16 protein-coding genes are annotated in these 15415 nt (G+C 57.3%); 3 read left to right on the top strand and 13 right to left on the bottom strand.

Going from position 1 to position 15415, the window contains the following annotated elements; all coding sequences use genetic code 11:
* Positions 1-157: 157 nt before the first annotated feature.
* From RY075_RS11885 to RY075_RS11860, 6 genes are all read right to left on the bottom strand, one after another.
* A complete protein-coding gene (locus tag RY075_RS11885; RefSeq protein ID WP_003857057.1) occupies positions 158-1867 on the bottom strand; it encodes an ABC-F family ATP-binding cassette domain-containing protein in 1710 nt (569 codons plus the stop codon).
* A gap of 386 nt (positions 1868-2253) precedes the next feature.
* Positions 2254-3951 carry an NAD-dependent malic enzyme gene (locus RY075_RS11880; protein WP_232967738.1) on the bottom strand — a complete coding sequence of 566 codons (1698 nt, stop codon included), beginning with the start codon at positions 3949-3951 and terminating at the stop codon, positions 2254-2256.
* 176 nt (positions 3952-4127) lie between these two features.
* The gene (sra, locus tag RY075_RS11875; RefSeq protein WP_003857059.1) at positions 4128-4265 is read right to left on the bottom strand and encodes a stationary-phase-induced ribosome-associated protein; all 138 of its coding nucleotides are present in this window, start codon (positions 4263-4265) and stop codon (positions 4128-4130) included.
* A gap of 95 nt (positions 4266-4360) precedes the next feature.
* Entirely contained in the window at positions 4361-4576 is a 216-nt protein-coding gene (bdm, locus tag RY075_RS11870) for a biofilm-dependent modulation protein (protein WP_003857061.1), read from the bottom strand.
* 141 nt (positions 4577-4717) lie between these two features.
* Entirely contained in the window at positions 4718-5239 is a 522-nt protein-coding gene (locus RY075_RS11865) for a VOC family protein (RefSeq protein ID WP_003857065.1), read from the bottom strand.
* Between the two features lie 51 nt (positions 5240-5290).
* Entirely contained in the window at positions 5291-6142 is an 852-nt protein-coding gene (locus RY075_RS11860) for a Vmh family MBL fold metallo-hydrolase (RefSeq protein WP_047055554.1), read from the bottom strand.
* Positions 6143-6253: 111 nt separating this feature from the next.
* Between RY075_RS11860 and RY075_RS11855 the strand changes: the two genes are divergently transcribed.
* Positions 6254-7141 carry a LysR family transcriptional regulator gene (locus RY075_RS11855; RefSeq protein ID WP_003857067.1) on the top strand — a complete coding sequence of 296 codons (888 nt, stop codon included), beginning with the start codon at positions 6254-6256 and terminating at the stop codon, positions 7139-7141.
* A gap of 69 nt (positions 7142-7210) precedes the next feature.
* Positions 7211-7639, top strand: coding sequence for an OsmC family protein (locus RY075_RS11850; protein WP_232967739.1), 429 nt, complete (start codon positions 7211-7213; stop codon positions 7637-7639).
* A gap of 23 nt (positions 7640-7662) precedes the next feature.
* Here the strand turns inward: RY075_RS11850 and RY075_RS11845 are convergent, their stop codons facing one another.
* Positions 7663-8568, bottom strand: a complete 906-nt coding sequence (locus RY075_RS11845; protein WP_023324676.1) for a LysR family transcriptional regulator — start codon at positions 8566-8568, stop codon at positions 7663-7665.
* 137 nt (positions 8569-8705) lie between these two features.
* Between RY075_RS11845 and RY075_RS11840 the strand changes: the two genes are divergently transcribed.
* The gene (locus tag RY075_RS11840; RefSeq protein ID WP_003857073.1) at positions 8706-9455 is read left to right on the top strand and encodes an SDR family oxidoreductase; all 750 of its coding nucleotides are present in this window, start codon (positions 8706-8708) and stop codon (positions 9453-9455) included.
* On the opposite strand, the gene RY075_RS11835 is transcribed toward RY075_RS11840, so the two are convergent.
* The 6 genes from RY075_RS11835 to ddpX are packed head-to-tail and all read right to left on the bottom strand — an operon-like array spanning position 9452 to position 15413.
* Positions 9452-10378, bottom strand: coding sequence for an ABC transporter ATP-binding protein (locus RY075_RS11835; RefSeq protein ID WP_003857074.1), 927 nt, complete (start codon positions 10376-10378; stop codon positions 9452-9454). The genes RY075_RS11840 and RY075_RS11835 overlap by 4 nt on opposite strands.
* Positions 10371-11357 carry an ABC transporter ATP-binding protein gene (locus RY075_RS11830; RefSeq protein ID WP_022651223.1) on the bottom strand — a complete coding sequence of 329 codons (987 nt, stop codon included), beginning with the start codon at positions 11355-11357 and terminating at the stop codon, positions 10371-10373. The genes RY075_RS11835 and RY075_RS11830 overlap by 8 nt, the downstream gene beginning before the upstream one ends.
* Positions 11354-12250: a D,D-dipeptide ABC transporter permease gene (ddpC, locus tag RY075_RS11825; RefSeq protein ID WP_338627746.1), complete on the bottom strand. Its 897-nt coding sequence runs from the start codon at positions 12248-12250 to the stop codon at positions 11354-11356. The genes RY075_RS11830 and ddpC overlap by 4 nt, the downstream gene beginning before the upstream one ends.
* Positions 12247-13269: an ABC transporter permease gene (locus RY075_RS11820; protein WP_003857077.1), complete on the bottom strand. Its 1023-nt coding sequence runs from the start codon at positions 13267-13269 to the stop codon at positions 12247-12249. The genes ddpC and RY075_RS11820 overlap by 4 nt, the downstream gene beginning before the upstream one ends.
* A 23-nt stretch (positions 13270-13292) precedes the next feature.
* A complete protein-coding gene (locus RY075_RS11815; protein ID WP_022651221.1) occupies positions 13293-14825 on the bottom strand; it encodes an ABC transporter substrate-binding protein in 1533 nt (510 codons plus the stop codon).
* 15 nt (positions 14826-14840) lie between these two features.
* Positions 14841-15413, bottom strand: coding sequence for a D-alanyl-D-alanine dipeptidase (ddpX, locus tag RY075_RS11810; RefSeq protein WP_045349995.1), 573 nt, complete (start codon positions 15411-15413; stop codon positions 14841-14843).
* Between the last annotated feature and the right edge of the window lie 2 nt (positions 15414-15415).

Genomic DNA, 15415 nt, shown 5'->3' with positions numbered 1-15415 from the left:
TAAGGATTAATACTTTGACGCTGTAATGCAAGGCAACCGCAACATAATGTCATCATTTAGCTCAGTTTCAGATTAAGAATACGGCGATCCTCTAATAATCAGTAGGGAAAAACACTGACGTAAAAAAGACCCGGCGTAATGACCGCCGGGTACAGACTTACAGTTGGGCTTCTATCTCCTCAATCTCTTTTCGCCATTGCGCCTGCAACTGCGGTTTTTGATGTTTGGGCTTACGCGCCAAATCTTCTTCCAGCAACGTTTCCAGGGCGACAAGGCGTTCGAGCAGATCGTCTGACGCTGAAGAGGGTGCCTTCAATGCGGCGTTCGATGCCTCAGGTACAACCGGACCGGCGTCCTCACGCAGGCGCTCAAAGACCGCCTCCGCATCGTGCCATTCGCTCAGCCTGCCGTCCTCAATCAGCCAGAAGCGGTTACAGCACTGGCTAATTAACTGACGATCGTGGCTCACCAGCAGCACTCCGCCTTCAAACTGTTGCAGCGTTTCCGCCAGCGCCTCTTTGCCCTCCATATCCAGGTGGTTGGTCGGTTCATCCAGGATCAGCAGGCTATAACGGGCAAGGGTCAGGCCGACGAACAGCAGGCGCGAACGTTCCCCGCCGCTGAGCGTACTGACTTTTTGCCCGTGCCGCGCCCACGAGAAGCCGGCACTGATGAGCGCCATTTTACGGGTTTGCGGATCTGGCGCGAAAGGTTCCAGCGCATCCAGCAGCGCCGTATCGTCTGGCAACTGATGCAGCGTCTGGTCGTAGTAGCCGGGTGAGACGCGCGGATGACGCTTAAGCCGCTCGTCCGAGATCTCGTCGCAAAAATGTCGCCAGATAAGCTTCAGCAGCGACGATTTTCCGCAGCCGTTACGACCCACAATTGCCACGCGATCGCCGCTCTTCAGCCGCGCGCTGACGAGGGTAAACAGGTCTGGCAGACCCGGCGCCGGGGGGACGCCGAGGTCGGTTATTTCCAGCAGGCGGTCGGCCCGAAGCGCGTCCCCGCGCAGGGTTAAGGTCCACGGGCTTCCCGCCGTCAGTTCCGTCTGGTTTTCTTTAAGCCGTTCGACCTGTTTTTCCATCTGCTTAGCCTTGCGGGAGAGATCTTCGTTGTCGTAGACCTTGCCCCAGGTCGCGAGGCGTTTGGCGCTGGCCGTGACGCGGTCGATCTCTTTTTGCTCTGCCTTATGCCGCAGCGCATCGCTTTCGTCTTTCGCCTTCAGCGACTGACGGGCGGCAGTGCAGGGAAGGGCGAAGTAGTGCAATGTTTTATCGCGCAGGATCCAGCTGCCGTTGGTTACCGCGTCCAGCAGTTGCCTGTCGTGTGAAACCAGCACAAAGCTGCCGGACCAGCTCTGTAAAAACTGCTCCAGCCACAGCAGTGTCGGCAGGTCGAGGTGGTTGCTCGGTTCGTCCAGAAGCAGCAGATCCGGATCGCTTATCAACGCCCGCGCCAGCAGCAACCGCGTATGCTGACCGCCGCTCAGCGTGGCGGATTGCAGCGCCGTTTCCTGCGTCGTAAAGCCCATTCCGGCCAGCAGCGTCTCGGCCTTCCAGCGAAGACTGTCGCGCTCACCGGTCGGCAGCTGCGCCAGCACCGCATCCAGCATGGTCAGGGGATAAAGGGTCTCCGGCAGATGTTGTTCCACGCGCGCCAGCAGGCAATGTCCCGCCAGTGAAACGGTTCCGGCAGCAGGGGACTGCGTCCCGTCGAGGATTTTCAGCAGCGTACTTTTTCCGCAGCCGTTATCACCCAGCAGGCCAATGCGGTCGCCTTTTTTCAACGTAAAGGAGAGAGAGTCGAAGAGCGTGCCAAACGCGGTATCAACACGTAAAGAATGTGCAGTGAGTAGAGTGCTCATTGTTGCTTACCCAGGAGTTACAGGCATGTTTATGCCTCGTCAAACATCGCTGACGATAACTCAGTAAGCCCGAGAGAAGGGATTTCAGGGGTTAGTGTCTTCGCTCAAGCGGAAGTTATCGCAGCACGATACCGATAACGCTTGAGCTGGTGCGATCACCAAATGTATGTGAAACATTGAAAATTTCACAGTACAGCATAATTGGCCTCCTTATATATTCAGTAGGTTAATGGATGAAGGGAGTGTAGCGGGGGAAAATGGGTTTGGCTAGTGGGAAGTGCCGTATATTCCCCTCACCCTAACCCTCTCCCCAAAGGGGCGAGGGGACTGTCCGGTGCGGTTTTACCCTCTCCCCTTTGGGGAGAGGGCTGGGTGAGGGGCGATGCTTAAATCGAAGTACGACGATAGCTACGGTATTCCGGCATCCAGAAATTATCATTAATCGCCTGCTGCAACGCATCGGCAGAGGTTTTCACCGCGACGCCTTGCTGCTGCGCCATTTTGCCTACCGCGAAGGCAATTGCGCGGGACACTTTATGAATGTCTTTCAGCTCCGGCAGTACCAGGCCTTCACCGTTATTCACCAGTGGTGAGTGACCTGCCAGCGTTTCGCTCGCGGACATCAGCATTTCGTCGGTGATGCGGGACGCGCCGGAAGCGATCACTCCCAGACCAATACCCGGGAAGATATAGGAGTTATTGCACTGCGCAATGGGGTAGAGCTTGTCCTTCCACACCACCGGATCGAACGGACTGCCGGTCGCGACCAGCGCATTGCCTTCGGTCCAGGCGATGATATCCTGCGGCGTCGCCTCCACGCGTGAGGTCGGGTTCGATAGCGGCATCACGATAGGGCGTTCGCAGTGCTTATGCATCTCGCGAATGATCTCCTCCGTGAAGAGGCCGGTCTGCCCGGATACGCCGATCAGAATATCCGGTTTCACGTTGCGCACCACGTCAAGAAGCGAGAGCACCTCGTTATCCGTATCCCAGTTTTTCAGGTTCTCGCGCTTCTGCACCAGTTTGGTCTGGAACGGGAGCAGGTTTGGCATACCGTCGGTCAGCAGGCCAAAACGGTCCACCATAAAGACGCGGGAGCGGGCGAGCTCTTCGCTTAAGCCTTCGCGCTGGGTCTGAGCAATAATTTGCTCGGCGATGCCGCAGCCCGCGGAGCCTGCACCCAGGAAGACAATTTTCTGATAGCTGAGCTGGCTGCCTGCCGCACGGCTCGCAGCAATCAGCGTACCGACGGTCACTGCCGCAGTGCCCTGAATGTCATCGTTGAACGAGCAGATCTCATCGCGGTAGCGGTTCAGCAGCGGCATGGCGTTTTTCTGTGCGAAGTCTTCGAACTGCAACAGCACGTCCGGCCAGCGGTGCTTCACGGCCTGGATGAAATCATCCACAAACTGATAGTACTCGTCGTCGGTAATGCGCGGGTGACGCCACCCCATGTACAGCGGATCGTTCAGCAGTTGCTGGTTGTTGGTCCCCACGTCCAGGACCACCGGCAGGGTGTAGGCCGGGCTGATCCCGCCGCAGGCGGTGTACAGCGAGAGCTTACCGATGGGAATACCCATCCCGCCAATGCCCTGGTCGCCAAGGCCCAGAATACGTTCGCCATCGGTTACCACGATCACCTTGATGTTGTGGTTCGGCACGTTTTGCAGAATGTCATCCATGTTGTGACGGTTCTGATAAGAGATGAACACGCCGCGGGAACGACGGTAGATCTCCGAGAAGCGTTCACATGCCGCGCCGACGGTTGGGGTGTAAATGACGGGCATCATCTCTTCGAGATGGTTCTGCACCAGGCGGTAGAAGAGGGTTTCGTTGGTGTCCTGGATATTACGCAGGTAGATGTGCTTATCGATTTCGGTTTTAAAACCCTGATACTGGATCCAGGCGCGTTCCGCCTGTTCTTCAATGGTTTCAACCACTTCAGGCAGCAGGCCCAGCAGGTTAAAGCTGCTGCGCTCTTCCATGCTAAAGGCGCTGCCTTTGTTCAGAAGGGGAAACTCCAGTAAAACCGGACCGGCGTAAGGAATATAAAGGGAACGATGTTTTTTCAGTTTGTTGTCCATGTCACTCACTCTTTTTAAGAAGATCCGTCCCTGACACTGCTGTTTGTCATCTTTCTGGCCTGTGCTACGGGGTGCGGTCGGTTGGTATTATAAAGGAGCTGAATATTAATTACCGCAACACATAAACAAAAACACCATCGGGATTACCGATGGTGTTGTGAATATCGTGCCGGAACTTACTTGCCGGAAGGGCGTTTTCTGCCGGTAGCGTGGGTAACCTGCGTTTCGCTACCCTCCTCAATAACCACTTTACGCTTGTTAGAGAGCTTGTAGTTCAGTCCCAGAATGTGGCGTGCCTGACGGTTCGATTTCATTTTAACTCCTCAATCCCGTTGATAGTTTTAAGGACAAGTTTGCTCACGCAAACGAAATGTAACCCCTTAGGTTGCTGATCCAGCTTAGCAGGTTTTTACAAAGGTGCATTTTGCCCGCTGACCACATAGTTGATGGTTTGCTGGTAGATGTCACTGAGGATGTCATTGTCTGTGGCTTCCACCCACTTGGTCAGTTCCATCAAAATGTCATCTTCGGTAACAACACCGTGCTCTGCCTGAAGACCCTGCGCAATCGCGTTAACGAGTTCGGGTTGTGCTGCTGTGGTATGTGCCGGGTAATAAGTAAACATGCTGCCTCCGTGTCGTTGTCTGTTTAATGTTACGGCGTGCAAAATCGTAATTCACATTCAGATTGGCAAATATTTTCGTCGTTGTGGTTCAGATTCGTCCTGGAAATAAAAATATCATCTCTCCTGGCACACAAATAAAATTCAGGGTTTCCAGCGGCGTAAATTTGTCGTTTTTTCATAAGGCATGGGCGTCGGCCAGGAGATCAATTCCACAATACTGCCCCAGGGAGTCTGTCCATAGCAGAAAGCATTCCCTTCACCTTGCTCATCCGGAAACGTGAGCGGCTTTGGCGCGGTAAACATCTCCCCGCCGGCAGCGGTGAAAGCGGCTATCGCCTTATCAAAATCATCAACATAAACAGCAAAATGCTGGAGGCCAAAGTCGCTGGCGCGGGCGGGCATTCCCTGTTCAGGGCCATGCATTTCGAAAAGTTCAATGCCGGGTCCATGGGGCATAACAAGCATGCGAATGGCGTGAATTTTTGTGCCGGGAAATAATTTTAAGGTGTGCTGCTGGGCGGCCTGATCAATATTATCGGTTTCCGCATCGACAGAATGATATAAAACCTGTGCGCCGAAAGCGCGTTCAAAAAATAGGGTGGCTTTTTCAATGTCGGGCACCGTAATACCGATATGGTCGATGCCCCTTACTGACGATGGCATAGTAAACTCCTGCTATAAAAAATTTAAATATAGCAGGAGATAATCAGGATATTACCACTTCATTTCGCCGGTATTCACTTTGGCACTCAATTCCAGCGAACTGGCTTCCGCCAGATTCGGCCACTGTTTTTTCATCGTGCTAATGACGCCGGTTGACGCTTTATGTGTCATGAGGGCCTGTTCAAACTGATGTAGATAGCGACGGGTAAAGTCGATAGCGCCGGTACCCGCTGGCGGTGTCCCAAGGTAGTGGCCCGGAATAACGTGTTCGGGCTTAAGGGCTGCCATGCTATCCAGCGTCTGCTGCCACTGTTTGCGGCTTTCCGGCGTTTGGGTATCCGCCGTCCAGACGTGAATACCCCACGAGACGCCCGTGCCGCCGAGGATGGTTTTTGCGGATGGGATCCAGACGTACGCCGCATAGCTCTCAGGCTCTTCAATATTCACTCTTTCACCATCAATCATAAAGGTGGTTGAGGCAAGCACCTGCGGCACGTAGAGCTGCGTCGGCGCGCCGTCTTTCATCTGTGGCCCCCAGAAGGCGAGCTTCGCGTCTTTTGTGGCCCTGATATGGTCCACCACCTGTTGCGTGGCGACAACTTTGGCATTAGGGAAGGCTTTCACCAGCGGTTGCAGGCCGAAATAGAAATCCGGATCGCCGGAGGTGATCACGATTTTGTTCAGCGTTTTACCGCTGTGGCGAATTTTTTCCACCAGCGCTTCGCCATCTTTCACGCTGAACTGGGCGTCAAACAGTACCGCCTCTTTCGGGCCAGACACCAGCGTGGAAGAAACGGCAAAAATGCCTTTTTCCTGCGGGTTGTACGTATCAACGGTCAACGGCGCGGCAAAGACGGCCGGAGTGAAAAGGGTTGTCAGCAAAGCAAGGCGGGCGATAGTCATGGTCATGTCTCTGTTCTTCAGGAAAGTCTCTATTGTACGGATCTCTTCATTTGCCAGAATTCCTGAAACAGGAGATGCTTAGTTTCATAAATCGAGCAAATGGAGGTCAAAATGGATCGCGTTATTGCCGCCCAGGTGTACAACCGCATCTGTGAGCTGGGGAGTTTAAGCGCGGCGGCGCGGGCGCTGGGGATCTCCCGTCCGATGGTGAGCCGTTATCTGGAGCAGATGGAGAAGTGGGCCGGGGCGCGGCTGGTGAACCGCTCCACCCGCAAGCTGACGCTGACGGCGGCGGGGGAGAAGGTCCTGCAAAAGACCCGCACGCTCTCGCAAATTTCTCAGGAAATTGAAGATCAGTCAGTGAAGGATTTACCCTCAGGCACGCTTCGTGTCGCCTGCGCGCACTTTACGGCGATGCATATTATCGTTCCGGTGCTGCCCGATCTGTTGCAGCGTTACCCTCAGCTGCGCATTGAGCTGGATGTTAACAATCATCCGGTAAGTCTGGTGGGCGAGCGAATTGACGTGGCGATCCGCATCACCGATAACCCTGAACCGGGCATGATCGCCCGCCGACTGGGAGAGTGTCGGTCCGTACTTTGCGCCTCGCCGCACTACCTTGCCAGTCGGGGCGTTCCAGTGCAGCTGGAGGATTTATCCCGGCACAACTGCCTGCATTACAGCTTTTTTGCCGGTCAGTCGTGGCGTTTTTTGACGCCAGAAGGGGAGTCGGTCACGACGGCGGTCAGCGGCAATCTCAGCGCCAGTATCTCGTCATTGCTGATGGAGGCGGCGATAAACCACTGTGGTATTGCCATGCTGCCCGAGCGCGAGGCCGACGCGGCGCTACGGCAGGGCAGCCTGGTGCCGGTGCTCGGCGCCTTTACGCCAAAACCGATCGGTATTTTTGGTATTTATCAGTCGCGAGACTATCAGCCTGCGGCGCAGCGTGTGTTCCTGGATGCACTTGCAAACCACCTTGCCACGCGCTCGGACTAGTCTGTCTTCCCTGCAAAATGGATTATGCGTCCTATACTTATCCCTTTGTAAGCCAAAAGGAGAGCAAGAATGACGATTCATAAGCACGGTTCAGCACACTGGTCTGGCGACATCAAACGCGGCAAAGGGATGGTCTCAACAGAGAGTGGCGTCCTTAACCAGCAACCTTACGGCTTTAACACCCGCTTCGAGGGCGAAAAAGGGACTAACCCGGAAGAGCTGATTGGCGCAGCGCACGCGGCCTGTTTCTCTATGGCCCTGTCTCTAATGCTGGGCGAAGCGGGTTATACTGCCGATTCCATCGATACCACGGCGGATGTCTCGCTGGATAAAACCGACAGCGGTTTTGCCATCAGCAAAGTGGCGCTACAAAGCAAGGTGACGGTACCGGGTATCGATCCGCAGCAGTTCGACGGCATTATTCAGAAAGCGAAGGCGGGTTGTCCGGTATCGCAGCTGTTGAAAGCCGAAATCACGCTGGATTACAAACTGAACTGATATCAGGCCGGGCAAATGCCCGGCTAACCTTTCACTGCCGCAGGGAAAACCTCGGCAAGCCACGCAATAAACACTCTCAGGCGATGCGTTAAATGCCGACTCTGGGGATAGACCACGTGAAAAGGATACGCCTTAGGACGCCAGTCGCTCAGGATCTCTACCAGCGCGCCCGTTTCCAGATGCGCTCTCGCAGCATAGCCAAACGTCTGAATAATCCCTAAACCCGCCAGCGCCGCGGCCAGATGTGCGTTGCTTTCATTGACCCCAAGGTGGTGCGGAACGCTGATCTCCAGGGGCTCACCCCGGTCAAGGAAGCGGAACGGAAATGCGCGTCCGGTAACCGGGGAAAGGTAGCTAATCAGCTTATGGCCGTTGCGCAGCTCCTGCGGATAGGCAGGGATGCCGTGAGCTTTAAGATAGCCCGGCGCCGCGCAGGCGATCATCCCGGCATCACCGATATGCCGCGCGATAAGCGAAGAGTCATCCAGCGGGCCGCCGCGGATCACGCAGTCCACGTTTCCGCTGATTAAATCTACCGGACGATCGGCTACCCCCAGGTTAATGCGCAGATCCGGGTAGCGCTGAAAAAAATCCGGCAGCAGGGGGATCAGCACGTCCCGGGCGGTTGAGCCCCCCACGTCAATACGCAAATGGCCTTTGGGCGTGCAGCACGATGCGCGAAAGGCGGTATCAATGTCCTCTATATCAATTAATACCCGTAGCGCTTTCTCGTAGTATTCCATGCCTTCTGCCGTCGTGACCACCCGGCGCGTCGTGCGATGCAGCAGCCGTGTTTCCAGGTGCGCTTCAAGTGATTTTACCAGCTTGCTCAGCGTGGCTATCGGCATGTTCAGGGAGTCTGCCGCTCGGGTAAAGCTTCCGGATTCAACCACCCGCGTAAAGGCACGCATTGCCATTAGCTGATCCACATAGATCTCCTCTGATTATTTCCTGCTGTGAAAATTCATTTTCATTTTTGCCCGTTTATCGCTAATCCCGCAAGGTCTAAAGTCTGCCTGACGCGGGCAAACGCTCCTCTTTTACATCACAACAAAAGGTTATGAGTATGAATACAACGCTTGCAGGAAAAATCGCTCTGGTGACCGGTGGCAGCACCGGTATTGGTCTCGCAACGGCACAGGAGCTGGCGGCGCAGGGAGCGAAGGTCTATATCACCGGACGTCGTCAGGCCGAACTGGATGCTGCCCGGGCAGACATTGGCGCCGCGGCGGTAGCTATCCGCGCGGACGTCTCCAGAATGGCCGATCTGGATGCGGTTTACGCGCAGATTGCTAAAGAAGAAGGACGACTCGATATTCTGTTCGCCAACGCCGGGGGCGGCGACATGCTGCCGCTGGGCGCTATCACCGAAGAGCAGTTTGACCGGATTTTTGCCACCAACGTGCGCGGCGTGCTGTTCACCGTCCAGAAAGCGCTGCCGCTGCTCTCATCTGGTTCATCCATTATCCTCACCGGATCGACGGTTTCGATTAAGGGGACGGCGAATTTTAGCGTCTACAGCGCCAGTAAAGCCGCCGTGCGTAACTTTGCCCGCTCCTGGGCGCTGGACTTACAGGGCCGCGGGATACGCGTCAACGTCGTCAGCCCTGGCCCCGTGAAAACGCCCGGTCTTGGCGATCTGGTTCCCGAAGAACAGCGTCAGGGATTATACGATGCGCTGGCGGCCCAGGTACCGCTGGGTCGCCTGGGCGCGCCGGGCGAAGTCGGGAAAGCCGTGGCGTTTCTGGCGTCCGATGCCGCCAGCTTTATTAACGCCACGGAGCTGTTTGTCGATGGCGGGATGGCGCAAATCTAGCGGTTACGCCAGCAGCGTACGCTTCGGCCTTCGGCTGCGGGCTGAAGCGGCTGCGGCCGTTCACATCCCTGCATCGCCAGCGGGCAGCGGTCGCGGAAGTAGCAGCCAACGGGCAGGTGGCGATTACCGGGAAGATCGGTTTTGCGTAATGCCAGATCTTCGTCCAGCGGTTCTCCGGTACGGGGAACGGAGTCAAGCAGCAGCTGCGTATACGGATGCCGCGGCTGACTCAGCACCTGGTCCGCCGGACCCAGCTCCACGATCTGCCCCAGATACATCACTGCCACCCGGTCGCTCATGTGCCGGACCACCGAGACGTTGTGCGAGATCAGTACGTAGGTCAGATTTCGCTGCTGTTGCAGGGCAACCAGCAAATTGAGGATCTGCGCCTGGACAGAAATATCCAGCGCGCTGGTGGGTTCATCCAGCACGATGATGTCCGGATCTGAAGAGAGCGCCCGGGCGATAGCGATGCGCTGGCGCTGTCCGCCCGAAAACGCATGCGGCAGGCGGTCAAGATATTCTGCTCGAATGCCCACCTGCTGCGCCAGCGTCTCAGCCAGCTGACGACGCTCCCGTTCGCTGCGGCGTTGCTGTATCCACACCGGCTCGGTGATGATGCGCCAGACGGGTAAACGCGGATCGAGGGACGAGAGCGGGTCCTGAAATACCATCTGCATACCGCCTGCCGCATTTGCGCGCTGACAGGCACCTGTACTCGGTTTGAGCATGCCCATCAGCAGTTGCGCCAGCGTGCTCTTTCCACAGCCGGATTCCCCCACAACGCCCAGCGTTTCGCCGCGATGGATCCGGAGATCCATGCCGTTGAGGGCGTGTACCTGCTCCGTCACGCGCCCCAGCCAGTTTTTGCGCGCAGGAAAATTCACATGCACGCTATCCAGTTCCAGCAGTACCTCAGACATGGCGTCTCTCCTGTTGTGGGTACCAGCAGGCAGCCTGTTGGCCTTCTGCGCCCGTGGAAATTAAGCGCGGCGTTTCGCTGCATTTCGCCCCGGCAGCAAAACAGCGTTCGCGAAAGGCACATCCGCGCGGGAGGTGGCTGAGGTTAGGTACCGTGCCGGGAATGGCCGGGAGGATCTCGCGCGGTTCACCATTTTCCGGGGCACACCGCAGCAGGCCAATCGAATAGGGGTGTACAGGATGGTGGATCAAAGTCTGCGTGCTGCCGCTTTCGATCACGCTGCCCGCGTACATAACGTACATCCGGTCACAAAGCTGCGACACCACCGCCATATCGTGACTGATAAACAGCACCGACGTCCCGCTGGCGCGCGCTTTGTGTTTCAGTAGCCGCAGCACCTGACGCTGAACGGTCACGTCCAGCGCGGTGGTCGGCTCATCGGCAATGATCAGCTCCGGCTCGCAGGAGAAGGCAAGGGCGATCATCACCCGCTGGCGCATGCCGCCGGAAAGCTCAAACGGATAGCGATCCATCACCTGTGCCGCATCCGGGATTTGCATCTCGCCCAGCAGGGCGATCGCCTTCTGCTGCGCGTCGCGGCGGGAAAGCGACTGATGCTGGCGGATCACCTCCACCATTTGTCTGCCAATCCGGCGCGTAGGGTTAAGCGCCGTCATCGGCTCCTGAAAAATCATCGCCACCCTGGCGCCGCGCCACTGACGAAGCTGTTTTTCCGACGCGTTCAGGACATCTTCCCCGAGCAGGGTGACCCGGCCATGGTGAACATGGTAACTGCCTTCCGGCAGCAGGCGCATCGCCAGCATCGCGGTGACCGATTTTCCCGAGCCGGATTCGCCCACCACGCCGACAATTTCACCCCGGCCAATCTCCAGCGAGACGTGGTTGAGCGCGTGGACGTCACCGCGAAAAATGGGGAAGCTCAGATGCAAATCTTCAATCGATAATACGGAATCACTCATGACTGCTTCCCTCCTGATTTGGGATCCAGCAGGTCGCGAAGACCATCGCCAAACAGATTAAACCCAACCGCCGTGATCAGAATTGCCGCCCCCGGAAACGCGCAGTACCACCACTGGTCAAGCACGTAGTTACGCCCCACGGCCACCATCGCGCCCCATTCGGCGGTCGGCTGCTGCGCGCCTAATCCAATAAAGCCCAGCGTGGCGGCCATCAGAATGGCGCTGCCGATATCCAGCGACGCCTGTACGATCAGCGGCGGAAGGGCGTTACGCAGGATATGCCAGCTGATCAGGTGCCAGCGCGATGCGCCAAAGGTGCGGGCGGCCTGCACGTAGGTGAACTGGCGCACCAACAGCGTTTGCCCGCGTGCCAGCCGCACGTAAAACGGAATGCGTACAATCGCAATCGCCAGCATCGCGTTAAACAGGCTTGGGCCGAGCGCGGCGGCCAGCGCCATCGTCAACACCAGCGAGGGGATGGAGAGCATAATGTCCATGATACGCATAATGATGGCGTCGCCGCGTCCGCCGAGTACGCCGGACAAACAGCCGAGCAGAGAACCGATGCCGCCCGCAATCACCACCACCGCCAGCCCCGCCGTGATGGACTGCTGGCTGCCCACCAGCACGCGGCTGAACAGATCCCGGCCCATCTCATCGGTGCCAAACCAGTGCTGGGCTGAAGGCGCCTGCAATCGCGCGGTCAGATCCAGCGCGTTCGGATCGTGCGGGACTATCCACGGCGAGACCACCATCAGCAGCAGCATCACGATCATAATCACCCCGCCGATCAGCGTGAGCGGGCTTTTGCGTAACATCCAGAATAGCTTTGCCCAGTTAATGCGCTGTTTAGCGGTGCTGACAGGGACGGGCGTTTCCTGAGTTAACATCATTCGGCACCTCCGCGCCCGATTCGCGGGTCGATCCACAGATACAGCAGATCCACCACCAGATTGACGAAGACATAGGCCAGCGATACCACGACCGCGAAGCCCATGACGGCAGGGAAGTCCAGCGCCTGAATGGAGGTCACCACCCAGGCTCCCATTCCCGGCCAGGCAAACACGGTTTCGGTAAGGACTGCCCCGTACAGCAGATCGCCCAGCGCCAGCCCGAGCACGGTAATGGAGGGGATCATGGCGTTGGGTAAGGCGTAGCGCAGCACGATGTACCACCCCGGCAACCCGCTCGCGCGGGCGGTACGAATATAATCCTCGCTCAGTTGCTCCAGCATCGCGGAACGTACCTGACGCGCCACAATACCCAGATGCACAAAGGCCAGGGTCAGGGAGGGGAGAATCAGGTGCTGTAGGGCGTTGAAAAACACCTCGCCGTTGCCTTCCAGCAGAGCGTCCAGCAGATAAAAACCGGTAACGTGGGCGGGCGGATCGAGCCAGTCGTCCAGCCTGCCGCCGCCGGGCAGAATTTGCAGTTGCCCGTAGAACAGAACGATAACTCCCAGTCCCAGCCAGAAGGCAGGCGTCGAGATGCCGGTCATCGCCATCAGTCGCACCAGGTGATCCAGCCAGCGGTTACGGTACACCGCCGATAAAATGCCCAGCGGCACGCCAATCACCAGGGCCAGCAGTAAAGAGCAGAAGGCCAGTTCCAGCGTGGCGGGGAAAAAGGCTTTCAAATCTTCCGCAACGGGGCGACCGGTGCGAATGGATGTGCCCAGATCGCCATGCGCCAGCGCCTCTACATAGCGGCCAAACTGAATATAGAGCGGTTGATCCAGCCCCAGCTGCTGGCGGATGCCCTGCACGATTTCATCGCTGGCGCGGTCACCGGCCAGCAGGCGGGCCGGATCGCCGGGGATCAGGTGTGAAATAATAAAAGTAATAATACAGACACCGGCCACCACCAGGATTAACCCCCAGCAGCGCTGGCGCACAATGCTCCAGAACGTCATACACTTCCCCCCGGCGTGGGCCGTTACTTACTCATGGTGGCGATGTTAAAGACCTGCTCAAGCATCGGATTAAAGGTGAAGCCTTTGACCTCTTTGTTCATCGCCAGCTGATAGTTCTTCTGGAACAGATAAACGTAAGCCGCCTCGTCAATCACCACTTTCTGCGCCTGCTGGTAATCTTTGGTGCGCTCCGCCTGATCGGTGGTTTTCAGTGCCGCCTGCAACAGCGCATCGACCTCTTTGTTCTCATAGAATGAGCGGTTACCCGGCAGCCCTTTTTTGTCCGATTCGAACCAGTAGTTCATGAACATGTACGGGTCAGCGAAGTCCGGGCTCCAGTTACCAATCGCAATGTCATAATCACCTTTGCCGACGCGGTCGCGCATGGTGGCGTTCGCCAGTTTCTCGAGCTTGACGTTAATCCCCAGCTTGCCCAGGCTCGCCTGCGTGGAGAGGGCGATAGGCTCCCAGTTCGGGTCGTTATCGGAGTAGAGGAACGTCAGGCTGGCGGGTTTATCGTTGACTTTTTCCAGCGCCGCTTTGGCTTTGGCCTCGTCAAAGCTGTACTGCATGGCGTTCGCATCAAAGCCCCACATGCCCTCCGGGATCGGGCCGCGCATCTGCTTGCCGTTCCCGCTGAGAATGCCTTTCACCATCCCCTGATAATCGGTCGCCCAGGAGACCGCGCGGCGCAAATCCACCTGATTCATCGGAGGCTTACTGTTGTTCAGATAGAGGTAGGTCACCCGCAGGGACGGGTATTCCGCCACGGCCACTTTGCCTTCCTGCTTCAGAGCGGCAAGCTGATCCACCGGCAGGGCGTCGGCGATATCCAGATCGCCACGGGAAAGTTGCAGGCGACGCGAGGCGCTTTCACCGATAATCTTGACCGAGACGCGCTTGAAGTGCGGCTTTTCACCCGGCCAGTGTGGGTTGGGCACCATCACCAGCTGCTGACCTTTCCGCCAGCTTTTCAGCATAAACGGTCCGGAACCCGCGGTGTTTTGCGCCAGGAAACCGCGTGCGTCGTCGGCGGCATTGGCTTTCAGCACCGCCGGGTTGACGATCGACGCGCCGTCATTGGCCAGCGTGTAGAGGAACGGGGCGAACGGCTGGCTGAGGGTGAATTTCACCGTATGCTCATCCACCGCGTCCACTTTCAAATCTTTCGGGAACGCTTCGGAAGGTCCCTGGTTAATTTTCAGCAGACGTTCAAACGACAGCTTGACCGCTTCGGCGGTCACCGGCGTGCCGTCGGAGAATTTTGCATTATCTGCCAGGGTGAACGTCCACTCTTTCTGGTCGTCAGACGCCTTCCAGCCCGTCGACAGATCGCCTTCCACCTCCGTGGTGCCAGGCTTGTATTTCACCAGACGCTGGTACGAGGGGTAGGTCACCGTCCAGTCGTTGTTATCGATAGTGACCGCCGGATCCAGCGTTTGCGGATCGGCAGCTTTCCCAATCACCAGCATATCTTTTGGCACCGCCGCCAGCGCGAGAGGGGCGCTCAGGGTGAGCGTAGCGGCAATCAGGGTTGTAAGCAGCGTTGTTTTCATGGCGGGGCTCCAGAATTACAGTGAGTGTGTGGTCGGATAACAGGCGAACTGGTCATCTAACAGCGGGTAGCTGGCGGCATTCGGCAGTTCGAAATGCCACCATTCGCTGCTGATGCCTACAAAACCGCCGCCGTACATAACGGCGTTCAGGAGCAGACGATTTCGCTGCGCCTCAGGCGGAACGGAAGGGTGCCAGGAATGAGAACGGTCGTGCATTTCGTCAAACCCGGCGCCCATATCCAGCACGTTGTCGTGTTCATCCATCAGCGTGACGTCAATGGCGGTGCCCCGGCTGTGGTTAGAGCCAATTGCGACATCCACCACGTATTCCGGATTGGGGCAGGCATCCCAGAGTTGCGACTGCGCCTGCTGGGGGCGGTAGGCGTCGTAAACCACCAGCTTCAGACCGGCCAGCGCGGCGATGCCGATCGCTTTCGCCAGCGCGGTGGCGGCATCCGTATGCAACAGGCACGCGGCGTGCTGGTAGATCGGGCGGCCAGTGATGTTATCGGCGGTCGCGTATTTCAGATCGATATGCAGCGTGGGAAAGGTTTTCGCCACATCAATCAGTTGACTCTCTTCAGGCATAG

The organism is Enterobacter sp. JJBC, from assembly GCF_036936505.1.
In the GTDB taxonomy this organism is placed as follows: Bacteria; Pseudomonadota; Gammaproteobacteria; order Enterobacterales; family Enterobacteriaceae; genus Enterobacter; species Enterobacter hormaechei_C.
This window is presented reverse-complemented; position numbering and strand designations above follow the sequence as displayed.